The sequence below is a fragment of the Caballeronia jiangsuensis genome, assembly GCF_046030135.1.
Lineage (GTDB): Bacteria > Pseudomonadota > Gammaproteobacteria > Burkholderiales > Burkholderiaceae > Caballeronia > Caballeronia jiangsuensis.
This window is the reverse complement of sequence record NZ_JAQQDB010000017.1, coordinates 157,348-182,924: the sequence shown is the minus strand read 5'-3', so window position 1 is coordinate 182,924 and position 25,577 is coordinate 157,348. Positions and strand designations below refer to the sequence as shown.

The 25,577-nt window shown below is 63.3% G+C and carries 23 protein-coding genes; 12 read left to right on the top strand and 11 right to left on the bottom strand.

Annotated elements, in window-relative coordinates; translation table 11 throughout:
- Positions 1 to 617: 617 nt before the first annotated feature.
- The 8 genes from PQR08_RS19990 to PQR08_RS19955 all read left to right on the top strand — a co-directional run bounded on the left by PQR08_RS19990 (position 618) and on the right by PQR08_RS19955 (position 7,168).
- Positions 618 to 854, top strand: a complete 237-nt coding sequence (locus tag PQR08_RS19990) for a hypothetical protein (RefSeq protein WP_187605665.1) — start codon at positions 618 to 620, stop codon at positions 852 to 854.
- A 165-nt stretch (positions 855 to 1,019) separates the two neighbouring features.
- Positions 1,020 to 2,054, top strand: coding sequence for a threonine aldolase family protein (locus PQR08_RS19985; protein WP_408162184.1), 1,035 nt, complete (start codon positions 1,020 to 1,022; stop codon positions 2,052 to 2,054).
- A 65-nt stretch (positions 2,055 to 2,119) separates the two neighbouring features.
- Positions 2,120 to 3,268 (top strand): 4-hydroxybutyrate dehydrogenase, encoded by a 1,149-nt coding sequence (gene gbd, locus PQR08_RS19980; RefSeq protein ID WP_408162179.1) that lies wholly within the window; start codon positions 2,120 to 2,122, stop codon positions 3,266 to 3,268.
- Positions 3,269 to 3,271: 3 nt separating this feature from the next.
- On the top strand, positions 3,272 to 3,709 hold the full coding sequence (locus PQR08_RS19975; RefSeq protein ID WP_408162177.1) for an acyl-CoA thioesterase: 438 nt from the start codon (positions 3,272 to 3,274) through the stop codon (positions 3,707 to 3,709).
- Between the two features lie 70 nt (positions 3,710 to 3,779).
- Entirely contained in the window at positions 3,780 to 4,661 is an 882-nt protein-coding gene (locus PQR08_RS19970) for a branched-chain amino acid ABC transporter permease (protein ID WP_408162182.1), read from the top strand.
- A complete protein-coding gene (locus tag PQR08_RS19965; protein ID WP_408162176.1) occupies positions 4,654 to 5,736 on the top strand; it encodes a branched-chain amino acid ABC transporter permease in 1,083 nt (360 codons plus the stop codon). Before PQR08_RS19970 ends, PQR08_RS19965 begins: the two co-directional genes overlap by 8 nt.
- A complete protein-coding gene (locus PQR08_RS19960) occupies positions 5,733 to 6,473 on the top strand; it encodes an ABC transporter ATP-binding protein (protein WP_408162174.1) in 741 nt (246 codons plus the stop codon). The genes PQR08_RS19965 and PQR08_RS19960 overlap by 4 nt, the downstream gene beginning before the upstream one ends.
- Entirely contained in the window at positions 6,470 to 7,168 is a 699-nt protein-coding gene (locus PQR08_RS19955) for an ABC transporter ATP-binding protein (RefSeq protein ID WP_408162172.1), read from the top strand. The genes PQR08_RS19960 and PQR08_RS19955 overlap by 4 nt, the downstream gene beginning before the upstream one ends.
- A gap of 666 nt (positions 7,169 to 7,834) precedes the next feature.
- On the opposite strand, the gene iolB is transcribed toward PQR08_RS19955, so the two are convergent.
- The 7 genes from iolB to PQR08_RS19920 all read right to left on the bottom strand — a co-directional run bounded on the left by iolB (position 7,835) and on the right by PQR08_RS19920 (position 17,294).
- Positions 7,835 to 8,647, bottom strand: coding sequence for a 5-deoxy-glucuronate isomerase (gene iolB / locus PQR08_RS19950; protein ID WP_187605659.1), 813 nt, complete (start codon positions 8,645 to 8,647; stop codon positions 7,835 to 7,837).
- Positions 8,644 to 9,546 carry a myo-inosose-2 dehydratase gene (gene iolE / locus PQR08_RS19945; protein WP_408162170.1) on the bottom strand — a complete coding sequence of 301 codons (903 nt, stop codon included), beginning with the start codon at positions 9,544 to 9,546 and terminating at the stop codon, positions 8,644 to 8,646. The genes iolB and iolE overlap by 4 nt, the downstream gene beginning before the upstream one ends.
- Positions 9,547 to 10,243: 697 nt before the next feature.
- Entirely contained in the window at positions 10,244 to 12,127 is a 1,884-nt protein-coding gene (gene iolD / locus PQR08_RS19940; RefSeq protein ID WP_250483832.1) for a 3D-(3,5/4)-trihydroxycyclohexane-1,2-dione acylhydrolase (decyclizing), read from the bottom strand.
- Positions 12,124 to 14,118, bottom strand: a complete 1,995-nt coding sequence (locus PQR08_RS19935; protein WP_250483831.1) for a bifunctional 5-dehydro-2-deoxygluconokinase/5-dehydro-2-deoxyphosphogluconate aldolase — start codon at positions 14,116 to 14,118, stop codon at positions 12,124 to 12,126. Before PQR08_RS19935 ends, iolD begins: the two co-directional genes overlap by 4 nt.
- 13 nt (positions 14,119 to 14,131) lie before the next feature.
- Complete coding sequence (locus tag PQR08_RS19930; protein WP_035509225.1) at positions 14,132 to 14,920, bottom strand: ATP-binding cassette domain-containing protein; 789 nt, start codon at positions 14,918 to 14,920, stop codon at positions 14,132 to 14,134.
- Between the two features lie 13 nt (positions 14,921 to 14,933).
- Positions 14,934 to 16,100 (bottom strand): ABC transporter permease, encoded by a 1,167-nt coding sequence (locus tag PQR08_RS19925; protein ID WP_187605655.1) that lies wholly within the window; start codon positions 16,098 to 16,100, stop codon positions 14,934 to 14,936.
- A gap of 141 nt (positions 16,101 to 16,241) precedes the next feature.
- Positions 16,242 to 17,294: a sugar ABC transporter substrate-binding protein gene (locus tag PQR08_RS19920; RefSeq protein WP_187605654.1), complete on the bottom strand. Its 1,053-nt coding sequence runs from the start codon at positions 17,292 to 17,294 to the stop codon at positions 16,242 to 16,244.
- Positions 17,295 to 17,496: 202 nt separating this feature from the next.
- On the opposite strand from PQR08_RS19920, the gene PQR08_RS19915 reads away from it, so the two are divergent.
- From PQR08_RS19915 to PQR08_RS19905, 3 genes are read left to right on the top strand one after another with little or no spacing between them, the layout of a single operon-like run.
- A complete protein-coding gene (locus tag PQR08_RS19915; RefSeq protein WP_035509218.1) occupies positions 17,497 to 18,375 on the top strand; it encodes a MurR/RpiR family transcriptional regulator in 879 nt (292 codons plus the stop codon).
- The gene (iolG, locus tag PQR08_RS19910; RefSeq protein WP_250483830.1) at positions 18,365 to 19,369 is read left to right on the top strand and encodes an inositol 2-dehydrogenase; all 1,005 of its coding nucleotides are present in this window, start codon (positions 18,365 to 18,367) and stop codon (positions 19,367 to 19,369) included. The genes PQR08_RS19915 and iolG overlap by 11 nt, the downstream gene beginning before the upstream one ends.
- Positions 19,366 to 20,382 (top strand): Gfo/Idh/MocA family oxidoreductase, encoded by a 1,017-nt coding sequence (locus PQR08_RS19905; RefSeq protein WP_250483829.1) that lies wholly within the window; start codon positions 19,366 to 19,368, stop codon positions 20,380 to 20,382. The genes iolG and PQR08_RS19905 overlap by 4 nt, the downstream gene beginning before the upstream one ends.
- A gap of 34 nt (positions 20,383 to 20,416) precedes the next feature.
- Here the strand turns inward: PQR08_RS19905 and PQR08_RS19900 are convergent, their stop codons facing one another.
- Both PQR08_RS19900 and PQR08_RS19895 read right to left on the bottom strand, forming a co-directional pair.
- Positions 20,417 to 20,752, bottom strand: coding sequence for a helix-turn-helix domain-containing protein (locus PQR08_RS19900; protein WP_035509212.1), 336 nt, complete (start codon positions 20,750 to 20,752; stop codon positions 20,417 to 20,419).
- Positions 20,749 to 21,093: a type II toxin-antitoxin system RelE/ParE family toxin gene (locus PQR08_RS19895; protein WP_250483843.1), complete on the bottom strand. Its 345-nt coding sequence runs from the start codon at positions 21,091 to 21,093 to the stop codon at positions 20,749 to 20,751. Before PQR08_RS19895 ends, PQR08_RS19900 begins: the two co-directional genes overlap by 4 nt.
- 260 nt (positions 21,094 to 21,353) lie before the next feature.
- Between PQR08_RS19895 and PQR08_RS19890 the strand changes: the two genes are divergently transcribed.
- A complete protein-coding gene (locus PQR08_RS19890) occupies positions 21,354 to 21,581 on the top strand; it encodes a sulfurtransferase TusA family protein (protein WP_035509205.1) in 228 nt (75 codons plus the stop codon).
- A gap of 87 nt (positions 21,582 to 21,668) precedes the next feature.
- Here the strand turns inward: PQR08_RS19890 and galU are convergent, their stop codons facing one another.
- Together galU and PQR08_RS19880 are read right to left on the bottom strand one after the other, a co-directional pair.
- Positions 21,669 to 22,550 (bottom strand): UTP--glucose-1-phosphate uridylyltransferase GalU, encoded by an 882-nt coding sequence (gene galU / locus PQR08_RS19885; protein WP_035509203.1) that lies wholly within the window; start codon positions 22,548 to 22,550, stop codon positions 21,669 to 21,671.
- A gap of 77 nt (positions 22,551 to 22,627) precedes the next feature.
- Entirely contained in the window at positions 22,628 to 25,495 is a 2,868-nt protein-coding gene (locus tag PQR08_RS19880; protein ID WP_250483828.1) for a valine--tRNA ligase, read from the bottom strand.
- Between the last annotated feature and the right edge of the window lie 82 nt (positions 25,496 to 25,577).

Sequence of the window (25,577 nt, the reverse complement as noted above, 5' to 3'; positions counted from 1 at the left end):
CGTTCAAGCCCGCGGTCACACGCAGTTTGGCCATGCTTGCCAGCCCGCGGTGGCCCTCGCCTAAGTGTCGCCCCCACAGGACTAACCGGGCTTGGCTCGCGCACGGTCTGCCACATCGCATCGCTTGCGTCACTGGTTCAGCGCCAAATGGCTCCGACCCGCTTCGCGGCCGATGGGTCAATCGGGTCCGCTTGCGCTTCTTCTTCGACGGTTTCCCTTGCATACCCAACGGCAGCGCGTAGCGCTGTGCCGAAGCTATTTCGTGCTGAACCAGCGCCCTGAAACATTTGGTGCGGCAGACCGTGCGCGAGCCAAGCCCGATTGGGCCTTCGAGGGCGACACTTAGGCGAGTGCCACTTGCGGCTGGCAAGCATGGCCAACGTGCGTGTGACCGCGGGCGATGAGAAGCTGCTTTCTTTGGTTACTTTCTTTGCAGCAGCAAAGAAAGTGACTGCCGCCCCGCACAGGGGCAGAGCTAATAGACCAAAAAGAACCCGGGATCCGGCGACAACCCAAGCAACCCGCCCCTCCAAACCCCCCCCATCAACACTTACAGCCTGTCAGGCACATCACATGCAACGCTCCCATCACGTTCAACGAGAAGAGGGAGAAGCACCATGAGTCGCAAAATCGCATTGATCGCACTGACATCCGCCATGCTCGCCGCCACCGGGGCGGCACAAGCGAAGGGCTGCGTCGAAGGCGCGGCGGTCGGCGGCGTGGCGGGACACGTCGCGGGCAAGCACGGCACGGCGGGCGCGGTCGGTGGCTGCGCGATCGGCCATCACGAAGCCAGCAAGAAGGACAAGAAGGCGCAACAAGCCAACGCGGCGAGCGGGACGGACGCCAAGTAAGACCAAGTAAGACAGCAAACAAGCATCGCCCGGATCGGCGCCACGGCGCGCGCCGATCCGAGCCGCTAGAATGGCCGGATTGCCGGCCGCGCGACGCCACGCGTTGCGCGCGCCTCGTTCCGACAAGGCCATCACAGCGATCCCATGACAGCGTCCACGGACCCGATCCAGCACTTCGCCTCCGACAATTACGCAGGCATCTGCCCCGAAGCGCTGCAGGCGCTCATTAATTCCAACACGAGCGGCCACGAACCCGCCTACGGCGACGATTCGTGGACCACGCAAGTCTGCGACCGCATCCGCGATCTCTTCCAGACCGATTGCGAAGTCTTCTTCGTATTCAACGGCACCGCGGCGAATTCGCTCGCGCTCGCTTCGCTGTGTCAGTCGTATCACTCGGTGATCTGCCACGAGCTCGCGCATATCGAAACCGATGAATGCGGCGGCCCCGAGTTCTTCTCGGGCGGCTCGAAGCTGCTCACCGCACGCGGCGAGAACGGCAAGCTCACGCCCGATGCAATCGAGGAACTCGTCACGAAACGCGCGGACATCCACTATCCGAAGCCGAAGGTCGTCGCGCTCACGCAGGCGACGGAAGTCGGTACCGTGTACACGGTCGAGGAAATCCGCGCGATCGCCGCGATCGCCAAGCGCCGTCATCTGAAAGTGCACATGGACGGCGCGCGTTTCGCCAACGCGGTCGCGACGCTCGGCGTGCATCCGTCGGAGATCACGTGGCGCGCGGGTGTCGACGTGTTGTGCTTCGGCGGCACGAAGAACGGTTTGCCGGTGGGCGAAGCGGTCGTGTTCTTCGACAAGGCGCTCGCCGCCGATTTCGCGTATCGCCTCAAGCAGGCGGGACAACTCGCATCGAAGATGCGCTTCATCTCCGCACCGTGGCTCGGCCTGCTCGATGACGACGTGTGGCTGCGCAACGCGCGTCATGCGAATGCGATGGCGCAACTGATGGCCGAGCGCCTCGTCGAGATTCCCGGCGTGAGCCTGCTCTTCAAGCCCGAATCGAACGCGGTGTTCGCGGAACTGCCGACGCACGTCGCCACCGCGCTGCGTGCGAAGGGCTGGCGCTTCTATCAGTTCATCGGTTCCGGCGGCTGCCGCCTGATGTGCGCATGGGACACGCAGCGCGAAACCGTCGAACGCTTCGTCGATGACGTGCGCACGCTGGCCGCGTCGACCTAACCCCGATTGACACGCGCGTCGCAGCGCTCCAACATGCCCGCACATTCCTCACCGGTTCCCGCGCAATGGCCTATATCTTCTACCTGACTCATATCCATCTCGGCTACGACGCGCTGCAGTCGCTGGAAAGCGAATGCGCGCGTATCGGCGTGAAGCGTCCGCTCGTCATCACCGATAAAGGCGTCGCGGCGGCGGGACTCGCCGATCGCGTGATCGAAAGCGCGAAGCTGGGCGCGTTGCCGATCTTCGACGATACGCCTTCGAATCCGACCGAAGCGATGGTCATGCGCGCCGCGGAGCAATACCGGCGCGAAGGGTGCGACGGGCTGATCGCGGTGGGCGGCGGCTCGTCGATCGATCTGGCGAAGGGCGTCGCGATCGCGGCGACGCACGACGCGCCCCTGACGACCTTCGCGACGATCGAAGGCGGCAGCGGCAAGATCACCGAGCGGTCCGCGCCGCTGATCGCAGTGCCGACCACGGCGGGCACGGGCAGCGAAGTGGCGCGCGGCGCGATCATCATCCTCGAAGACGGGCGCAAGCTCGGCTTCCATTCCTGGCATCTGCTGCCGAAATCCGCGATCTGCGATCCGTCGCTGACGCTCGGCCTGCCGCCGTCGCTTACGGCCGCAACGGGCATGGACGCGATCGCGCATTGCATCGAAACGTTTCTCGCGCCCGCATTCAATCCGCCCGCCGACGGCATCGCGCTCGACGGGCTCGAACGCGCGTGGGCCAATATCGAGCGCGCGACGCGCGACGGCCAGGACCGCGACGCGCGCCTGAACATGATGTCCGCATCGATGCAGGGCGCGATGGCGTTTCAAAAGGGCCTGGGCTGCGTGCATTCGCTGTCGCATCCGCTGGGCGGGCTCGCGGTGAACGGGCGCACGTCGCTGCATCACGGCACGCTGAACGCGGTGGTGTTGCCCGCGGTGCTGCGCTTCAACGAGAGCGCGCCGACGGTTGTCGCGGACCGGCGTTTCGCGCGCATGCGCCGCGTGATGAACCTCGCGGAGAACGCCGATGTCGCGCAGGCGGTTCACGACATGACCGCGCGCCTCGGCCTGCCGACGCGCCTTTCGCAGATGGGCGTCGAAGAAAGCATGTTCGACAAGGTGGTGAAGGGCGCGCTCGCCGATCATTGCCACAAGACGAATCCGCGCGAGGCGAGCGCCGACGATTATCGACGCATGCTGACGGAGTCTCTCTAAGCGATGAGCAAGCCGGTTCCGACCACGCGCGCGGACTACGCGCACTTTCTCGCGATCAGCACGCGCTGGTCGGACAACGACGTCTACGGACATATCAACAACGTCGTCTATTACAGCTACTTCGACACGGTCGTGAACGAGTATCTGCTGCGCGCGGGCGTGCTCGATTTCAGCGAGGGCGAGACCATCGGCCTCGTCGTCGAGACGCGCTGCAACTTCTTCGCGCCGGTCGTGTTTCCCGAGCCGATCGAGGCGGGCTTGCGCGTCGAGAAGCTCGGCAACACGAGCGTGCGCTACGAAGTGGCGATCTTCACGCAAGGCTCGGACGTCGCCGCGGCGCAAGGACATTTCGTGCATGTCTATGTGGATCGCGTGATGCGCAGGCCGGTGCCGCTGCCCGCGCCGCTCGTCGATGCGCTGAAGCCGCTCATCACCGGCTGAGGGTCGCGTCTTGCTTCAGTGGTTCTGCGTGAGTCTGCTCAACGGCGTGAGCGTGGGCTTGCTGCTCTTCATGTTGTCGGCGGGCCTGACGCTGATTTTTTCGATGCTCGGCGTGCTCAACTTCGCGCACGCGAGTTTCTATATGCTCGGCGCGTATGTCGGGCAGGCGCTCGCCGCGTATGGCGGATTCTGGTTCGGGTTGATCGTCGCGCCGATCGTTGTCGGCATGGCGGGCGCGCTGTTCGAACGGCTGTTGCTGAGACGCGTGCATGCGCGCGGCGCGCTCGGGCAAATGCTGCTCACGTTCGGCGCGGCCATCGTGATTGGCGAGGGCGTCAAGCTCGCGTGGGGGCTCGGGCCGTTGCCCGCGGCGATTCCTCCCGTGCTCGACGGTCCGCTTTTCACGCTCTACGACGCATCTTTCGCGCGCTATCGCGTGTTCATGATGTCGATCGCCGTGCTGATGCTCGGCGCGCTCTGGCTCGTCTTGCGCATCTCGAAGACGGGCCTCGTCGTGCGTGCTGCGCTCACGCATCCCGCCACGGTCGAAACGCTCGGCCACGACGTGCCGCGCGTGTTCACGATGGTCTTCGCCATCGGCACCGCGCTCGCCGCGCTCGGCGGCGTGATCGGCGCGCCGCTCGCCGTCATCGAGCCGGCGATGGCCGATGCGATGGGCCCGATCGTGTTCGTCGTCGTCGTGATCGGCGGGCTCGGGTCGCTCGGCGGCGCGCTCGTCGCGTCGCTGCTGATCGGCTGCGTGCAGACCTTCGCGGTGGGCGCGAGCGCGTCGGCGGGCAGCATCGCCGCATCGCTCGGCGTGACGCTTCCGCCCGCATGGAGCGCGTTGACGGTCGCGCAGCTCGCGCCCGTGCTGCCTTATCTCGTGCTCGTCGCGATGCTCGCCGCGCGGCCGCGCGGACTCTTCGGCGAGCGTACGCACGATGCCTAGGTTTCTCGCGCTCGCCCTTGTCCTGGCGCTCGCGCTGCCGCTCTTCTTCGATCAATCCTGGCTGCTCGCGTATTTCGCGCAGACCGCGACGCTCATCGTCTTCGCGCTCTCGTACAACCTGCTGCTCGGCGATACTGGCCTGCTGTCGTTCGGCCACGCCGTGTATTCGGGGCTCGGCGCGTTCGCCGCCGCGCATGTGTTCAATCGCTACGGCGTGCCGCTGCCGCTCTTGCCGGTCATCGGCGGATGCGCGGCGATGCTCGTCGCCATCGTGTTCGGCGCGATCTCGACGCAGCGCGCAGGCACGGCTTTCGCGATGATCACGCTTGGCATCGGCGAACTCGTCGCCGCGTGCGTGTGGCTCGTGCCCGGATGGTTCGGCGGCGAGGGCGGCGTGACGATCGATCGCGCGAGCGGGCCGTCGTTCTTCGCGTGGAGCTTCGGACCGCTGCGCGAAGCCTACGCGCTGATCGCGTGCTGGTGCGTGGTCGCGGCGCTCGCGATGTTCGCGTTTTCGCGCACGCCGATGTGCCGCCTCGCCAACGCCGTGCGCGACAACCCCGCGCGCGCGGCCGCGATCGGTTTCGCGCCGGCGCGGGTGCGCTTCACGATGCTTGTCGGGTCGGCGTTCTTCGCGGGTATCGCGGGCGTGCTGTCGTTGATCAACGTCGAGCTGGTGTCGTCGGAAGGCGTGGGCCTCGCGCGCTCGACGAGCGTGCTCGTCGCGACGGTGATCGGCGGAACGGGCGCGTTCTTCGGGCCGGTGATCGGCGCGGTGCTGCTGACGTTCTTCAGCGTCGCGGTGGCGAGCGTGAGCGCTGCGTGGCCGATGTATCTCGGGCTCTTCTTCGTGTGGGTCGTGATCGCAGCGCCGGAGGGCGTGGCCGGTCTGCTCCGGCGCGATGCGCGGTCGCTGTGCTTCGGCGCGCTCGGCGCGATGGTCTGGGGCGTTGCGGTCGTCGTGCCGGTCGAAGCGCTCTACGCGGGACGAATCGACGTGCGTGCGTGGCTCATCGCATTGCCGTGCGCCTTGCTGGGCCTCTGGCTCGCGCGACGCACGAGGGCCGCGCGATGAACGCCGCGCTCGAACTGCACGGCGTGACCAAACGCTTCGGCGCGACGCGTGTGTTGCGCGGCGTCGATCTGCACATCGCGCACGGCGAGCGGCATGCGCTCATCGGACCGAACGGTGCGGGCAAGTCCACGCTCTTCGATCTGATCTCGGGACGTGCGCGACCCGACGACGGGCGCATCGTCGCGAAAGGAATCGACATCACGGGCAAGCCGCCGCAGCGTGTCTCCCGAACGCTTGCGCGCAGCTTCCAGACGACGAGCGTGTTCGGTGGATTGTCCGTGCTCGACAATCTGCGTTGCGCGGCGCTGGGCGCGTCGTCATCGCGCTTTATCGACCGATGGCTGCCTTCGCGAAAAATCGATGCGCGCGCACACGCGATGCTCGATGCTATCGGTCTTGCCGAACGCGCGTACGAACTCGCCGCGCGGCTTACTTACGCGGAGCAACGCGCGCTCGATCTCGGCATCGCGCTCGCAACCGACGCGCCGCTCATCTTGCTCGACGAACCCACCGCCGGCATGAATCGCGCGGAGGCGACGCGCGCGCTCGCGTTGATCCGCGCGACGACGCAAGGGCGCACGTTGCTCGTGATCGAGCACGACATGGATGCCGTGTTCAGTCTCGCGGATCGCATCTCGGTGCTCGTGCAAGGACGCGTGATCGCGACCGGCACGCCTGCCGCGATCCGTGCGAATCGTGATGTGCGGGAAGCGTATCTCGGCGGAGTCGCAACATGAACGCGCCATTGCGCATCGACAATTTGCGCGCGTGGTATGGCGCGGCGCAGGTGCTGCACGGCGTGAATCTGTGCATCGGCGAAGGGGAAGTGGTCGCGCTCGTCGGCCGCAACGGCTCGGGACGTTCGACGCTTGCGAAGGCCATCATGGGACTCGTGCGATGCGCGGGCGACATGCGTTATCGCGATGTTCAACTCGTCGGTTTGAGGCCGCATCGAATCGCGCGGCTCGGGATCGGTTACGTGCCCGAAACGCGTGACGTGTTTCCCGCGCTCACCGTGCGCGAAAACCTGTTGCTCGGCGAGAGGAAAGGCACGCGCTTTTCGCTGAGCGATGCGTATCGGTTGTTTCCTGTGCTTGAAGAACGCTCGTCGGTGAAAGCGGGGGCGCTATCGGGCGGCGAACAGCAAATGCTTGCGCTCGCACGCACGTTGACGGGCGATCCGTCGCTCGTCGTCATCGACGAACCCGGCGAAGGGCTCGCGCCGCAAGTGCTCGCGCAAGTGGCCGGATGCCTTGCGATGTTGCGCGAACGCGGGGTCGCGATGCTGCTGATCGAAGAGCGATTGACGATCGCGAGGATGCTCGGCGCGCGCGTCGCGGTGATGGGGCATGGGGCGATTCAGTTCGATGGCGCGATCGAGGTGCTCGCGGAGAGCGAGCATGTCATGCGGGATTGGGTTTCGATAGGGTAGAGCGTGGTTGCTTGACGTGCTTCGGTTTTTCGCCGGATCCCGTATTCGTGTTGGTTTATTAGCACTGCCCCTCCCCGGGGCGGGGGTCACTTTCTTTGCTGCTGCAAAGAAAGTAACCAAAGAAACAGCTATCCCCAGCCTAAGCACTTCGCACCGGCCGCGGCACAGGCGATTGGCTGAATGGCCCGGCAGTAGCGAGTGCCCTCACAAGCAGATAAGGGCCTGGACCGCGCACGGTCTGACAAGCCATAACTCTGAGCGCGCTGGTTCAGCACCAAATAGCTCCGGCCCGCTTCGCGGCCGATGGGTCAGTCGGGTGCGCGTGCTTCTTCTTCGTTGGTTTCCCTCGCATACCCAACGGCAGCGCGTAGCGCAGTGCCGAAGCTATTTGGTGCTGAACCAGCGCGCTTAAACATTTGGTGCGGCAGACCGTGCGCGAGCCAAGTCCGGTAAGTACTTCGAGGGCGACACTTAGGCGAGTGCCACCGGCCGCTGGCAAGCATGGCTAACGTGCGTGTGACCGCGGGCGGTGAGAAGCTGCTTTCTTTGGTTACTTTCTTTGCAGCAGCAAAGAAAGTGACCCCCGCCCCGGGGAGGGGCAGTGCTAATAGACCGACGCGAAAACGGGATCCGGCAAAAAACCCGTCCCGCGTCCAACGCCATCGCCTAGCTCGAAGCCTTGCTATCCCTCTCCACGATCCACTCATGCTTCGGATCGTTCTTGAAGTGCCACGTGCGCTTGCTTCCCGCCATCACGTTGAGATAGTAGTTGTCATAGCCATAAGGCACGACGACCGGATGATACCCACGCGGCACCATCACGACATCGTGATTCTCGACGGCCATCGTTTCGTCGAGGTCGCGCTCGTCGGTATAGACGCGCTGAAACGCAAACCCTTGCGGCGGATTCAGCCGATGATAGTACGTCTCTTCGAGCGAACTCTCGACGGGCACATTGTCCTGATCGTGCTTGTGCGGCGGATAGCTCGATGCGTGCCCGCCCGGCGTGCGCACTTCGACCACGAGCAAGGACTCGGCCGCTTCCGTTTGCGGAAGAATGTCGCATACGTAGCGCGTATTGGCGTTCCTGCCGCGCGTCGAGCGCTTCATCTGCGATGGCTCGATCAGCCGCGGTGGAAGATCGCCCTTGGCGGGTGCGCTCGCGACGCCGATTTCCGCATCGCGCTCCGCACGCACGATCGCCGCGAGCTTGGGCGGCACATAGACCGCATACGGCGCGGCGTCCTCGAACACGCTGTCGCGCGAGCCGATCGACTGATAATGCTCGTCTCCCGCCTCGACGCTCACGGTGCCCGTCAGCACGACGATGCAGCTCTCGCGATCGGCGTCGTACACATGCACGACATCGCCCGCGTTCAGGCGATACGCCGCGAATCCGACATGCTTCCAGCCCGCGGAATCGGGCGTGACGCGCGCGATGGTTTGTCCTTCGCGCGATGCTTTGACCAGCAGGCTCATGCTGCCTCCTTGAATGTTCCATCGACGAGCGCGCGCAGCGTGCGATAGCCCTTGTCGGCATAGGCATAGCTCGGCGCGATCACCGGATCCTGTTCCGCTTCGACGACGAGCCAGCCGTCGTAATCATGTTTCGCGAGACACGCGATGATGCCCGGATAGTCCACGCAGCCATCGCCGGGCACGGAGAACGCACCGTTGATGACCGCATCGAGAAAACTCCAGTTGCGATTGCGCGCGAGCTTCACGATGTCCGGCCGCACGTCCTTGCAATGCACATGACACACGCGGGCGATGTGCTTTTGCAGCACGCTCAGGGCATCGCCGCCCGCGAACGTGATGTGCCCCGCGTCGAACAGCAGACCGACTGCATCGTTTGTCAGGTCCATGAGGCGATCGACATCCGCGGGCGTTTCGACATACGCGCCCATGTGATGATGATAGGCGACGCGCACGCCGCGCGTGAGCGTGAATTCGGCGAAGCGGTTCAGGCGCTCGGCGTAATCGTTCCACTGCGCATCGGAGAAGAAGCGCGGACGTTGATAGAGCGGCCGCGGCGCGCCCTGGATCGAATGCGCTACCTCGCCGTAGACCATCACGGTCGCGCCGTTCTTCGCGAGCAGATCGAGATGCGGGCCGACGGCTTCGATTTCCTCTTGCGCGCTGCGCTCCGCGAGCCTGCCGGAGTACCAGCCGGACACGAGCGCGAGATCGTATTGGGCTAGCAGCGATTTGAGCGCCTGCGGTTCGCGGGGGAACTTGTTGCCTAGCTCGAATCCCTCGTAGCCGATTTTTTTGCCTTCGGTCAGGGCGGTGGACAGTGGGGTCTCGCCGCCGAGCGATGGCAAGTCGTCGTTCATCCACGACAGGGGGTTGATGCCGATGCGGACGTTTAATGCCATGGTTTTGTCCTTGTGGTTTTGATGGTGCTTCGCGTTTTGTTTCGCCGGATCCCGATTTCTTTTTGGTTTATTAGCGTTGCCCCTGTGCGGGGCGGCAGTCACTTTCTTTGCTGCTGCAAAGAAAGTAACCAAAGAAACAGCTATCCCCAGCCTAAGCACTTCACACCGGCCGCGGCACAGGCGATTGGCTGAATGGCCCGGCAGTAGCGAGTGCCCCCACAAAACTCGCCGGGCTTGGACCGCGCACGGTCTGCCGCACCAAATGTTTAAGCGCGCTGGTTCAGCGCCAAATAGCTCCGGCCCGCTTCGCGGCCGATGGGTCAATCGGGTCGGCGCAGACCTTCTTGCTAAAGCCGCCATCTCATGCACAGCACATGCGCTCTGTTGGTTTCCCTTGCATCCCCGGCGGCAGCGCGTAGCGCTGTGCCGAAACTATCTGGTGCTGAACCAGCGCCCTAAAACAACTAGCTTGTCAGACCGTGCGCGATCCAAGCCCGATAGGGCCTATGAGGGCGACACTTAGGCGAGTGCCATTGGCGGCTGGCAAGCATGGCTAACGTGCGTGTGACCGCGGGCTTAAGCGAGCTGCTTTCTTTGGTTACTTTCTTTGCAGCAGCAAAGAAAGTGACCCCCGCCCCGGGGAGGGGCAGTGCTAATAGACCACCACGAAAACAGGATTCCACGACAAAACCCCCCCCTAAAACCCCCGAGCTTTGACCGCCCGCTCATACCCCTCCCGAGCAACGACGACCGCAGCGCGATCAGAAACCTCGGGCACGGCGACTTCCCACCACCAGCCCCCTTCCTCGGTAGGCCGAGCCGGATCGGTATCGATAGAAATGAGATAACTTCGATCCGCCGCCCGCGCGCGCTTCATCGCCGCTTGCAGTTCATCGATACCAGCCACCTGCTCCGACAATGCCCCAAGCGCCCGCGCATGCATCGCAAAATCGATCTCCGGCGCCCCGAGCGCGCCTTGCTTGCAATCATCGATAAGATTGTTGAACGGCGCCCCCCCGCAAGCCTGCTGCAATCGATTGATGCAACCGAACCCGCGATTGTCGAGCAGCACCACAATCAACTTCGCGCCGAGCATCACGGAACTGGCGAGTTCGCTATTCATCATCAGATAGCTGCCGTCGCCGACGATCACGATCACCTCGCGCTCCGGCCGCGCGAGCTTCACGCCCAGGCCGCCCGCTATTTCATAGCCCATGCACGAATAACCGTATTCGACGTGATAGCCGCCCGGCTTACCGGTGCGCCAGAGCTTCTGCAAATCCGCAGGCAAAGTGCCGGCCGCACACACGACGATGTCGTTCGCAGGCGATTCATCGTCCGAGCGCTGCACCGCGCCGATGACATCGGCTTCACGCGGCAACGAGCCATCCGCGACAGGCATGTTCGTCACATGCGCGACGGTCTCGCGCCATTCGTTCGCGAGCCGGTGCGCGCGCGTCGTCCATTGCGGCGATGCGCGCCAGTCGCCCAGCGCGGCCGACAGCGCATCGAGCGCGACGCGCGCATCCGCCTGCACGGCGACAGCGTTTTGCTTCAGCGCATCGAACGGATTCGCATTGATCGCGACGAGCCGCGCTTGCGTAAAGAGCGTGTTCGATCCGGTCGTGAAGTCCTGCAGGCGCGTGCCGACGGCGAGCACGCAATCGCTCGCATGCGCGAGTTCGTTCGCCGCCGACCCACCCGTCACGCCGATGCCGCCCGCATTCAACGCATCGTCCCAAGCGAGCGCGCCTTTGCCCGCCTGCGTTTCCGCGACCGGAACGCCGTGCTTGTGCGCGAACGCGCGCAAGGCATCGGTCGCGAGTCCGTAGAGCACGCCGCCGCCCGATACGATCATCGGTTCACGTGCTTCACGCAACATCGCGGCGGCACGTTCGATCTCGCGCGGAATTGGCGCGGGCGCATGAAACTCGACCACGGGCGGCTCGAAGAACGAAGCAGGGTAGTCATACGCCATCGCCTGCACGTCCTGCGGCAGCGCGAGCGTGACCGGGCCGCACAGCGCCGCATCGGTGAGCACGCGAATCGCGCGCGGCAATGCGCTCAGCAACTGCGCGGGATGCACGATGCGATCGAAGTATCGCGACACCGCTTTCAATGCATCGTTCGCGGACACGCCGCCATCATGACCGTCCTCGACCTGCTGGAGCACCGGATCCGGCGCGCGCGACACGAAGATATCGCCGGGCAGCAGAAGAACCGGCAGCCGGTTCACATGAGCGAGCGCGGCGGCCGTCACGAGATTGGTCGCGCCCGGTCCGATGGACGTCGTCACCGCCATCATGCGGCGTCGCATATGCGCCTTCGCATAGGCGATCGCGCTATGCGCCATCGCCTGCTCGTTGTGCGCGCGGTACGTCGGCAATTCATCGCGATGCCGATACAGCGCCTCGCCGATGCCCGCGACATTGCCGTGCCCGAAGATCGCGAACACGCCGCCGAAAAGCGCTTCGCCATGTTCGGTGCGAAGCGCCGCGAGATAGCGCACGACGGCCTGCGCGGCGGTCAGTCGAATGGTGGAGTTCACGGCAGTTTCAGTTTGCGTAGCACGCTGGTTCATGCGGCTTGCTCCTGTTTGATCCGATGGTCTTCGACATGCGACGCCGCACGCGCATCGCGCCAAGCGCCGATCAGCGTTTCGAACGTGCGGCGCACACGCGCGATCAATTCGCGGTCGTCGATCTCGTTCGCGAGCCACGCATGGCTCGGCTCATGAAAGATCGTGCGTCCGACGGTGAAGCCCTTGCAGGTCTTCGACGATGCCGCCGCCCTGAAGCCATCGCGCAACTGATCGACAGCCGCCGAGAGCCCGAGCAGCACGACGCCCCGGCAATACGGATCGCGTTCGGCGATGAGCGCATCGATCGCCTGCCACTGCTTCGCGCTCATCGGTTCGAGCTTCCACCATTCGGGGTAGATGCCGAGGTTATAGAGACGCTTCAACGCGCGATACACGGTGTCGTCTTCCACGGGCGGACCGTTCTTCGGCACGATCACTTCGAGCAGCAGTTCGTTGCCGCTTTCCTGCACGGCATCGTAGAGCGCGCGTATCTGTGCTTCCTGTTCGAGCCGCACGTCATGCGGATGATCGGGGTGATATTGCACGAGACACTTCGCGACCTGCTCGCGCGGCCATTGAACGAGCGTCGTGCCGATCGAGCGGCCGTGATCGAACACGAGCGGCATCGAACCCGGCAATTCGACGGGACGTCCGACCCACCAGCCGCGCCCGGTCGCCGCGTTCAGCGCATCCTGGCCGTAGCGATCGTCGATCAGAACGCCGATGCGCCCTTCGAGTCCGAGTTCCTTTTCCGTCTGCGCGACGGCATCGACGAACAGGTTCTTCAATGTTGCAATGCGCGTTTCGCTCGCGCCCGTCTGCTGCGCGAGATCGAAGAACTGGTTGCGATGATCGAACGCGAAGCCGAGCACTTCATCCCATTGCCTGCGCTTCGGGCTCACGCGATGCAGCCGCGCCAAGGTCGCATCGCGGTCGGGTCGGCGCATGCGCACGGGATCGTCCTTGGCCGCGGCGAGGAAGTAGTCGAGTTCGGCGGGCGTAGGCATCGCGGGTGCGCAGCCGTGACGCGACACGACGAGCGCGCCGCATGCATTGGCCGTTCGCGCGCAGGCCTCGAGCGGCTCGTCGCGCAGCCAGCCCGAGAGGAAGCCGGACGCGAACGCATCGCCCGCGCCGAGCACGTTGAGCACTTCGACTTCGACGCCGCCGTGTATCGGCGCATCGTCGATGGAAGCGGGTACGTCGCCCTCGATGATCGAGCAGCCGAGCGGCCCGCGCTTCACGACGAGGGTCGCGCTCGTGACGCTGCGGACCATCGCGAGCGCATCGGTCAGACGGTCCTTGCCGCCCGCGATGCGAAACTCTTCTTCCGTGCCGATCACGAGATCGATCAGCGGCAGGATGCGCTGCAAATGCGCGGTGACGCTTTCATTCGCGATGAAGCGCGTCTCGCCATCGGCCTTGCCCGTGAGGCCCCACAGCACCGGCCGGTAGTCGATGTCGAGAATCGTGCGCACGTCGTTGCGGCGCGCATATTCGAGCGCGCGGCGGCTCGTGCGGTTCACCTGTTCGGTGGAGAAGTGCGTGCCCGTGATGAGCAGCGCCTTCGACGACGCGATATACGCTTCATCGAAGTCGGCTTCATCGACGGCCATGTCCGCGCAGTTCTCGCGATAGAACACGAGCGGGAATGTGTCGCGGTCTTCGAGGCCGAGCAGCACGAGCGCGGTGAGCCGTTCACGATCGATGCGCACATGGCTCACGTCGCAGCCTTCGCGTTCGAGCGTCTCGGTGAGAAAGCGCCCCATGTGATCGTTGCCGACGCGCGCGAGCATCGACGAATCGAGACCGAGCCGCGCGCAGCCGAACGCGATGTTCGCGGACGAGCCGCCGAGATATTTCGCGAACGTCGATACGTCTTCGAGACGCGCGCCGACCTGCTGCGCATAGAGATCGACGGCAAGGCGCCCGAGGCACACGATATCGCGCGTGCGATCCGGCGCGAAGCGAGAAGTATTTTGTGTTGGCATGGCTTCCATGTCCTCAGATCGTCGCGCCTTCGAGTTCGGTCATCATCTGCTGCATTTCGGCGCCGCCCGCCATCATGTCGAGCACTTCGTTCTTGCTGATGGTGTCCTTCGTATAGGTGCCCATCGAGCGGCCGCGATTGAGCAGCGTGAACGAATCGCCGATCGGATACGCGTGATGCACGTTGTGCGTGATGAAGATCACCGAGATGCCTTTCTCGCGCGCCTTGTGAATCAGCTTCAGCACGTTGAAGCTCTGCTTCACGCCGAGCGCGGCGGTCGGTTCGTCCAGGATCAGCACGCGTGCGCCGAAGTGGATCGCACGCGCGATCGCGAGACATTGCTTCTCGCCGCCCGACATCGTGCCGATAGGCTGATGCGGATCGCGCACGTTGATGCCCATTTCCGCGAGCTTGGCGCGCGAGGTTTCGGCGGCGAGATCGAGGTCCATCACGTTGAACATGCCGAAGCGTTTCTTCTGCGGCTCGCGTCCCATGAAGAAATTGCGCGCGACGGAAAGAAGCGGCACGAGCGCGAGATCCTGATACACGGTCGCGATGCCGAGATCGAGTGCTTCCTTCGGCGAATCGAAATGGACCGGCTTGCCATCGACCAGATAATCGCCGGAGGAGGGCGTATGGACGCCTGCCAGCGTCTTGATGAGTGTGGACTTGCCCGCGCCGTTATCGCCGAGCAGGCAATGCACTTCGCCGCGTTTGAGCCGCAACGTGACGCCGTTGAGCGCGATCACCTTGCCGAAAAACTTGCTGACGTTCTCGAGTGCGAGGATGTTGTCGTCGTTCATGTCGGTTCTCCTCTTATTGAGCCTGCGAGACGCGGCGGCGCACGTAGTGATTGAAGAGCACGGCGATCAGCAGCATCACGCCGAGGAACACGCGGAACCAGTCCGAGCTCACGTTCGTATAGGTGATGCCGATCTGCACGACACCGAAGATCAGCGCGCCGAAACATGCGCCGACCACCGAGCCGTAACCGCCCGTCAGCAACGTGCCGCCGATGACCGCCGCGATGATCGCCTCGAATTCCTTTTGCAGGCCGCGATCCGCTGCCGCCGAACCGATATCGCACACTTGCAGCACAGCGAACAGGCACGAGCAGAATGCGGTCAGCACGAACAGCGAAATCTTCACGCGCTTCACCGGCACGCCGACATTCTTCGCGGCGTTCGCATCGCCGCCGACCGCGAGAATCCAGTTGCCGTAGCGGGTCTTGGCGAGCACGAACGCGCCGATCGCCGCGAGCACGAGCCACCAGATGATGACCTTCGGAATGCCCGGCACGAGCGGCTCGCCGCTATCGAGCAGCTTGCCGATGCCCATGTGCGCGAGCCAGGTGAACACGCCGTGCAACGCGACGCCGTGAAACAGCGTATTGGCGATCGGATCGGCCTGCGCGAGATCGCCCACGCCGGAGATGATGGTGCGATCCGCGAACATGATCGACAGCGCGAGCGTCAGGCCGCGCAGGATGAACAGGAACGCGAGCGTGACGATGAACGAGGGCAGGCGCGTCTTCATCACGAGATAGCCGTTCAATGCGCCGAGCAGCATCGACATCAGGAACGCGAAGAGAATGGAAAGCGATAGCGGCCAGTGGAAGTAGACCGAGGGCAACGCGACCATCATGCCGGCGAAGCCGATCATCGAACCGATGGACAGGTCGAACTCGCCCGCGATCATCAGAAGGCACGCGCCGACCGCGAGCAGGCCGAGATAGGCGGCGACCTGCGACCAGTTCATCACGCCGTCGAGGTTGAACATGCCGGACGAACCCGCGCCGAACCCGAACACGATGAACACGAGCACGGTGCCCGAAATCGCCGCGAATTCCGGGCGATTCAGCAAGTGACCGAACCACGATTGCTGGCGTACGCGCTCATCCGATGGCTTGGCCTTGTCGGGTGTTTCAGCGTCGTCCTGCTGAGCGTTCACGTGAGGAGGGTAATGCTTGCCGGCTACGCCCATGATGGCTCCTTGAGACTCGATACGATGCAGTACGGATGTGCGTGCCCCCGCCGCGTCCCGCAAGGGAACGCGACAGAAGCATGGGACATCGATGAAAGCGGGCGGCGCTAAGGAAGCCGCCCAAAGAAGGTCAGCTTGCGATCAACGATATTGACCGGCGTACTTCACGACCTTGTCGAGATTTTCTTTGGTGATGAAGCCCGGTCCCGAACGAATGTTCTTGGGGCCGTACGACGGTTGCAGTCCGTAGGTTTCGAGGCGCGCCTTGAACTTCGGATTCGCTTCGAGAATCTGACGGATCTTCGCCGGATCGGTGGTGTGTTCCTTATGCACGATCGCGAGCACCGCCACCGGGATATAGCCTTGCAGATACGGCTGCTGATCGATCGCGAACTTGATCGTGCCGTCCTTGATCCCCTTCGCGATGTCGTCGGAGAAGTCGAAGGTCACGAAATAGATCTTGTTTTGCAGGCCCATTTGCGTGACGGCCTTGAGCGTCGCGGATGCGGGCGTCGGTCCGAGCGTGAGGATCGCGCCCGTGTCCGGATGGTTGCGCAGATACGCCGATACCTTCGACTGAATCTCGGTCGGGTCTTGTCCCGAATCGATCGTCGAGGCCTTGTAGTCGATGCCGAGCGCGTCCGCGAAGCCCTTGCAGCGATCGAACGAAACGGTGTTCGTCGCGATGTGGTTCACGCACAGGAACGACTTCACGCCCGCGGCCTTCGCCTTTTCGCCCGCCGCCTTGCCGGCCACATATTCCGGCTGGCCCACGTGCATGATCGCGCCCAGTTGCGCGCTCTGTTCTTCCGTGCCGGAGTTGATCGTCACGAGCGGAATCTTCTTCGCGGTGACCTTGTTGATCGAACTCTTCAGCACGTCGAAGTCGGCGATGGTGGTGATGACGCCGTCGTAGTTGCGCGCGGCGGCCTGCTCGATCAGACGCGACATGTCCGCGATATCGCCGTTCGGCGGATTGCGGTAGTCCGTCTGCACGTTGAAGTCTTCGTCAGCCTGCTTGATCGCGTTCTTGATGGTGTTCCACCAGGAATCGGAATCCGGCGCGTGGCTGATCAGCACGAACTTCGCGTCTGGCGCCGCCTGAGCGGGACTCGCCGCCATCAACGTTGCGCTGCACAACGCAGCAGCAGCCGCCAGCGCGCGCAGCGCGGCCCGACCGTTGCAAATGGTCATTGTCTCCACCTATCTCGGTTGTTGTTTGGTGTGATGTTTTCGCGAGCCGACCGTTTGATGTGCCATGCTCAGGACCAAGAGTAGGTCAGTTTTCGGCGACCTGCAACAGAAATTTCATTGATGCGGCAAATGGAAAATACATTCCAATTTGCTTGCCGCCTTCCTATAATCGGTTCTACGACGAACATCGAAAGAGCCTGTGATGGATGACGCCAGCACCGACGTACAAAGCGTCGACGAACTCATGCAGCGGATCACCGACGCGTACGACTCGCTGCCGCGCCAGTTGAAGAGTGTCGCGACCTACATCGAGCAGCATCGCCAGAGTGTGATGATGGATCGCACGAGCGATATCGCGAGTGCGTGCGGCGTGCATGCGTCGGCGGTCGTGCGTTTCGCGCAGCGCTTCGGCTTCTCCGGCTTCTCCGACCTGCAGGCCGTGTTCAGGCAGGCATATACGGGCGCGGGCGGCTCGCAGCAGAGCTATCAGCAGCGCATTCGCAAGCTCATCGACGAGAAGGCGGGCGAGGCGTCGGGGCTGTCGGTGGCGCGCGAGTTCATCGCGGCGAGCCGCACGGGTCTCGACGAACTCGAAGCCGGCCTCGACGACGCGCAGTTCGAAGCCGCCGTGGACATGCTCTCGCAGGCGGAGAACATCTATGTGATCGGCGTGCGCCGGTCTTTCGCGGTGGCGAGCTACATCGTCTATGCATTGCAGCACACGAAGAAGCGCGTGCATCTGATTTCGGGCTTCGGCGGCATGTTCCGCGAGCAGGTCCGCAGCGTGAAGAAGGGGGACGTGGTGGTCGCGATCAGCTTCGCGCCCTACGGCAAGGAGACGCAATATTGCGTGCGCGCCGCGCAGCATCATGGCGCGGCAACCCTCGTCATCACCGATAGCCAGCTTTCGCCGCTCGCGCGTCACGCGAGCGCGAGTCTGCTCGTGAAGGAGGGCAGCGCGTTCGCGTTCCGTTCGCTCACGAGCACCATTTGCCTGTGCCAGGCGTTGTTCATCGCGCTCGCGTACCGGCTGGAGTTGAACGTCGAGGAATCCAAGGAGACAGGTGGCTATGACGATTGATGTGGCGGTGTTTGGGGCAGGGCGCATCGGCAAGATTCACGCGGCCAATCTCGCCCGGCAGCCGGGCGTGCGTTTGAAATACGTCGTCGATGTGAATCGTGATGCGGCGTCCGCGCTGGCTGCTTTGCATGGAGCACAGGTCGCCGATGTCGATGGCGCAATGGGCGACGCTTCCGTCGGCGCGACCGTCGTGTGTTCGAGCACGGATACGCATGCGGATCTCATTCTCGCGTCGGCGGCGCAGAAGAAGCATGTGTTCTGCGAGAAGCCCGTCGATCTCACGATCGAGCGCGCGCGTGCGTGCGCCGATGCGGTCGCGAAAGCGGGCGTCGTCTGCATGATCGGCTTTCAGCGTCGCTTCGATCCGACGTTCTCGGCATTGAAGGCGCGCATCGATGCGGGCGAGATCGGCGATCCGGAGATGCTGATCGTCACGAGCCGCGATCCGGGCGCGCCGCCGGTCGAGTACATCAAGCATTCGGGCGGCATCTTCAAGGACATGCTGATCCACGATTTCGATATCTTCCGCTGGATTCTCGACGATGAAGCCGACACGCTGCACGCGACGGGCAGTTGCCTGAGCGATCCGGCCATCGCCGATGCGGGCGATATCGATTCGACCGCGGTGACGATCCGCACGAAGCGTGGCCGTCTGTGCCAGATCAACACGGCGCGGCGCGCGGCGTATGGCTACGATCAGCGCTTCGAACTGCTCGGCAGCGCCGGCATGCTTCAGGCGGGCAACGTGCGGCCGACCGAAGTCACCGCCTACACGGCGACGGCCGTGTCGAGCGACAAGCCCGAGGCGTTCTTCCTCGAACGTTATCGCGCGGCGTACGCGGCGGAAATCGCGCATTTCTTCGATGCGGTCGAGAACGGCAAGCCGGTGCGTACCACGGTCGCGGACGGTCTGAAGGCGCTGGAACTCGCCGAAGCCGCGACGCTGTCGTGGCGCGAGAAGCGCATCGTCACGCTCGGGGAGAAGGTCGCATGAAATCGCTGCGCTTCGGTATCGTCGGATTGGGGCGGCTCGGGCGCCGGCATGCGGAAAATCTCGCGTGGCACGTGCCGGGCGCGCAACTCGTCGCGGCGTGCAGTCCGGTGAAGGAAGAGCGTGCATGGGCCGAGCAGTCGCTGCCCGAGCTTTCGCTTTATGCCGATTACGACGAACTGCTCGCGGACGCTTCCATCGACGCCGTGTGGCTCGTCACGCCCACGTCGCTGCATGCGCGGCAGATCATCGCCGCATTGCGCGCGGGCAAGCACGTGTTCTGCGAGAAACCGCTGTCGCTCGATCTCGCCGAATGCGATGCCGTGCTCGAAGAACATGCGCGTCATCCGCATCTGCAGGTGATGATCGGCTTCGTGCGACGTTTTGATGCGAGTTATCGCGATGCGTTCGATGGCGTCACGAAAGGCGCGATCGGCCGGCCCTTCATGGTGCGCTCGCAGACCTGCGACAAGAACGATCCGGATGGCTTCTTCGTGCGGTTCGCGCCGACATCGGGCGGGCTTTTTCTCGATTGCAGCGTGCATGACATCGATCTTGCGCGCTGGCTGCTCGGCAATCCGCGCGCCAAACGGGTGTATGCGAGCGGCACCATCGCGATTCACGATGGCTTGCGCGAGTGCGGCGATATCGACAACGGCGTGGGCACGATCGAGTTCGAGGACGGGCGGCTCGCGGTGTTGTACGCATCGCGCACGATGGCGCATGGGCACGACACGCAGACGGAAGTGATCGGCACGGCGGGCGCGCTGTCGGTGGGACGCAATCCGAGGGCGAACCGCGTCGAGATCGCGGATGCGCACGGTATGCGCAACGCGTGCACGCCGACGTTCTTTGAGCGCTTCGAGGATGCGTTTTTGCGCGAGGCGCAGGCGTTCGTGGCGCTGCTCAGGGACGGGACGCCGACTGGCCTCACGCTGGAGGATGCGAGGGAGGCGACGCGTATCGGGATCGCGATGCGCGACGCTTATGAGAGCGGGAGGGCGGTGGAGTTGTGAGTATTCCAGGGCCCGCACTTGTCGATGCGGGCCTTTATCCGACAACCAGCCGGACGGGTTTGCCCACCCGAGCCAGCATCTCCACCAGCGTATCGATGGTGAACTTGGCCGTTTTCTTGTTCACGACATCCGAGACGCGAGGCCGCGTCACATGCAGTATCTCGGCTGCTTCGGCTTGCTTGAGGTGGTGCGCTTCGATCCACGTGGCGAGCTCGTCCATGAGTTGCGCTTTGAGCGCCAGGGTCTGGCCGACGAGTGCTTGCGACTCGTCATGGTATCGGCGCGCTTCGTCGGCCGCGAAGCCGAGTTCGGTGAAGATGTTTGCGCCGGGCTTCGTTACGTGCCGCACTTGGGTGTCGACTTTGCTCATATCCGTGTTTTCCTTTCGTTCGTGATCGCGCGATAGCGAATCGCTGCGATTTCCTTGTCCCGCTGGGACGTCGTTTGCGTCTTCTTCTGGAAGCAATGCAACACGTAGATGGCCTCCTCGAACTTGGCCACATACATCACGCGATAGATGCCGTTCGTGTCGCGGATTCGAATCTCGCGTACCCCGGAGCCAACCTCGTCGAACGGTTTCCAGTCCTCGGGATCCAGTCCAACTTGAAGGCGGCCAAGCTGGAAGCCCGCTTCGCGTCGAGCAGACAAGGGGAATGCGAGGATATCGTTGTAGCAAGAGCCTACCCAGCGAATTTCTTTCTCATCGGTCATTGTATAAAATTTTATACGTTTTTTCACGCCGATCTCGCAGCCGTTTGTTGCTCGAGATATCGGCTCTCAGACTGAGGAAGCTAGGCTCAACACTGCGACGCGTGAACTAGAAAAGTCCCAACCGGTTGCGGCAGTCCTCGCATCGGCATCGCGATGCGCGAGGCTTATGAAAGCGCGAGGGCGGTGGAGTTGTGACCTCTGCGCTAAAATCGAACCTTCACCGAGCGCTCACCCCACAGGCAAAGAAAGGTTCAATCGCGATGGAAGTTCACAAGGAAGTCGACGCGCGCGGGCTCAACTGTCCGTTGCCGATTCTGCGGGCAAAGAAGGCGCTCGCCGACATGACGAGCGGTCAGATTCTGAAGGTGCTCGCAACCGACCCGGGATCGCAGCGCGATTTCGCGGCGTTCGCCAAGCAGACCGGCAACGAGATCGTCGAATCGACGTCGCAGGACAAGACGTTCATCTTTCTGATGCGCCGTCGTTGAAGCGGACGAGCACGCGTCCAAAAACAAAATGCCCGTCACGCAGGTGACGGGCATTTTTTTCAGGCGAACCGGCTAGCCAGCGCGGTTTCAGCCTTCGAGAATCGGCGCGCGATTGCGCAAATATTCCTCGAAGTCCGCCTTCACTTCTGGGTGACGCAGCGCGAATTCCACCGTGGCCTTGAGATAGCCCAGCTTGCTGCCGCAGTCGAAACGGGTGCCGTGGTACTTGTACGCGAGGACCTGCTCGTCCGACAGAAGCGATTGAATCGCGTCCGTCAGTTGCAGTTCGCCGCCCGCGCCCGGCTTCAGCGCGCGGATGTGATCGAAGACGCGCGGCTTGAGCACGTAACGGCCGACCACGCCCAGATTCGACGGCGCCACAGCCGGTTCCGGCTTTTCGACGATGCCCGACAGCTTGAAGATGTTGTCTTCCCACTCCTTGCCGTCGATGACGCCGTAGGACTTCGAATCCTGCGCCGGGATTTCTTCGACGCCGATCACCGAGCTGTGATAGTGATCGAATACTTCGATCATCTGCGACATCACGGGCGGCTTGCCGTACAGCAAATCGTCCGCGAGGATCACGGCGAACGGGTTGTCGCCGACGAGCTTTTCCGCGCACAGCACCGCGTGGCCGAGACCGAGCGCTTCGGCCTGACGCACATAGAAGCAGTCCACGTGGCTCGGCTTGATGCTGCGCACGAGTTCGAGCAGCTTGTCCTTGCCGCGCGCTTCGAGTTCCGCTTCGATCTCGTACGACTTGTCGAAGTGATCTTCGATGGCGCGCTTGCTGCGGCCGGTCACGAAGATCATTTCGGTGATGCCGGCGGCCATCGCTTCTTCGACCGCGTACTGAATCAGCGGCTTGTCCACGACTGGCAGCATTTCCTTCGGGCTTGCCTTGGTCGCGGGTAGGAACCGCGTGCCCAGACCTGCGACGGGGAAAACCGCTTTGGTAACTTTTAGCATGTGATGACCCTGATCCTCTTAATTCATTGAAACGTCGAGACAACCGGAACGGATCGATAATGATTCGAACCCCCAATTCAAGCCGGCAGACGCAATAATTGGGCCTGAAGTTTCTCGATGGTGGTTCCGTATTCTGCCAGCCTTTTGCGCTCCTGTTCAACGACAGCCGCCGGCGCTTTTGCAACAAAGCTTTCATTCCCGAGTTTCGCGTTACATTTTGCGATCTCGGCAGTCAGACGGTCCACTTCCTTCGTGAGACGCTCGCGCTCCGCGGCGACATCGATCTCGACCTTCAGCACGAGCTTGCTCGTGCCGACGATCGCGACCGGCGCGCCGTGGGCTTCCTTGTCGAGAGCGGCTTCGTCGTCGATGATCTTCACTTCGGAAAGACGCGCGAGGGCGGCGATATACGGCGCGAACGCGGAGAGGCGCGCCGCGTCGCCGTGCGCGAGCAACGGCACCTTCACCGCGGGCGACAGATTCATTTCGCCACGCAGATTACGACATGCATCGATGACAGTCTTCAGTTCGGCGGCCCACTGTTCTGCGGATTCGTCGATTTTTTTCTGCGCGGCGCGCGGGTAGGGCTGCGTCATGATCGACACTTCGCCTTCCTTCGCACCCGACGGGAACGCGTCCGTCAGCGGGGCGACCTTCTGCCACAGCGCCTCGGTGATGAACGGAATGATCGGATGCGCGAGGCGCAGCACCGTTTCCAGCACGCGCAACAGCGTGCGGCGCGTCGCGGTCTGCTGTTCCGGCGTGCCCGTCTGGATCTGCACCTTCGCGAGTTCGAGATACCAGTCGCAGTATTCGTCCCACACGAACTTGTAGATCGCGCTCGCGACGTTGTCGAACCGATAGTCCGCGAAGCCTTTCTCGACTTCCGCTTCCACGCGCTGGAGCAGCGACACGATCCAGAAATCGGCCTGCGAGTAATCCGTGTAGCCGCCCGGACCGCAATCGCCCGGCTTGCATGCGCCCGGATTCGCGAAACCGCAATCGTGACCTTCGCAGTTCATCAGCACGAAGCGCGTGGCGTTCCACAGCTTGTTGCAGAAGTTGCGATAGCCCTCGCAGCGCGCGAGGTCGAAGTTCACGTTGCGGCCGAGCGTAGCCATCGACGCCATCGTGAAGCGCAGGGCGTCCGTGCCGAACGACGGAATGCCTTCGGGGAACTCCTTGCGCGTCTTTTTCTCGATCTGCGCGGCGGCCTTCGGGTTCATGAGGCCTGTCGTGCGCTTCGCGACGAGCGCTTCGAGATCGATGCCGTCCACGATGTCGATCGGGTCGAGCGTGTTGCCCTTGCTCTTCGACATCTTCTGACCTTCGGCGTCGCGCACCAGGCCATGCACATAGACGGTGTCGAACGGCACCTTTCCGGTGAAGTGCGTGGTCATCATCACCATTCTGGCGACCCAGAAAAAGATGATGTCGAAGCCCGTCACGAGCACGGAAGAGGGCAGGAATGCGTCGAGTTCCTTCGTCTCGTTCGGCCAGCCGAGCGACGAGAACGGCACGAGCGCGGACGAGAACCATGTGTCGAGCACGTCTTCATCGCGCTTGAGCGAGCCGTTGTAGCCTTGCGCGTCGGCATCGGCGCGCGCTTCTTCTTCGGTCTTCGCGACGAAGATCTCGCCGTTCTCGCCGTACCACGCGGGAATCTGATGGCCCCACCACAACTGACGCGAGATGCACCAGTCCTGGATGTTTTCGAGCCATTGATAGTACGTGGTGGTCCAGTTCTCCGGCACGAACTTGATCTGGCCGCTGCGCACGACATCGAGCGACGTTTCCGTGATCGACTTGCCCGGATTGAACGTGCCTTCGGGCGCGGCCTTGGTCATCGCGACGAACCACTGGTCCGTGAGCATCGGCTCGATCACGACCTGCGTGCGATCGCCGCGCGGCACCATCAGCTTGTGCGGCTTGACGGATTCGAGCAGGCCGAGCGCTTCGAGATCCTTCACGACTTCCTTGCGCGCGTCGAAGCGATCCATGCCGCGATACTTCTCGGGCGCGTTGTCGTTGATCTTCGCGTCGAGCGTGAGAATCTCGATCTGCGGCAGCTTGTGGCGCTGGCCGACGGCGTAGTCGTTGAAATCGTGCGCGGGCGTGACCTTCACGACGCCGGTGCCGAATTCGCGATCGACGTATTCATCGGCGATGACCGGGATTTCGCGGTCGCACAGCGGCAGCACGACCGTCTTGCCGATCAGATGCCGATACCGCTCGTCTTCCGGATGCACCATCACGGCGACGTCGCCGAGCATGGTTTCGGGGCGCGTCGTCGCAACCGTGAGATGGCCCGATCCGTCCGGCAGCGGATACTGGATGTGCCACAGGCTGCCGTTCTCTTCCTCGCTCACGACTTCGAGATCCGACACGGCCGTGCCGAGCACCGGGTCCCAGTTCACGAGACGCTTGCCGCGGTAGATGAGCCCTTGCTTGTACAACGTGACGAACACGTCGCGCACGGCGGCCGACATCTTGTCGTCCATCGTGAAGTATTCGCGCGACCAGTCGATCGACGCGCCCAGGCGGCGCACCTGATTCGTGATCGTCGAGCCGGACTGCTGCTTCCACGCCCAGACACGCTTCAGGAATTCCTCGCGGCCGAGGTCATGGCGCGAGACGCCTTGCGCATCGAGCTGGCGCTCCACGACGATCTGCGTCGCGATGCCCGCGTGGTCCGTGCCCGGCACCCACAGCGTGTTCTCGCCGAGCATGCGGTGATAGCGCGTGAGACCGTCCATGATGGTCTGATTGAACGCGTGCCCCATGTGCAGCGTGCCGGTGACGTTCGGGGGCGGCAACTGGATGGAGAAATTCTTCGCGCCCTCTTTGAACGTGGGAGCGGAAAGCCCGCGTTTTTCCCATTCCGGGCCCCATTGGGACTCGATGTTTTGAGGCTCGAAGCTCTTCGCAAGCGTGCTGTCGCTCATTGTGGAATCTGCCGAAAAATGCGTGAAAAAATGCGGGGGAATCCCCAATTATAAGGTTGCGCGCGCGACGTCGGACGAATTC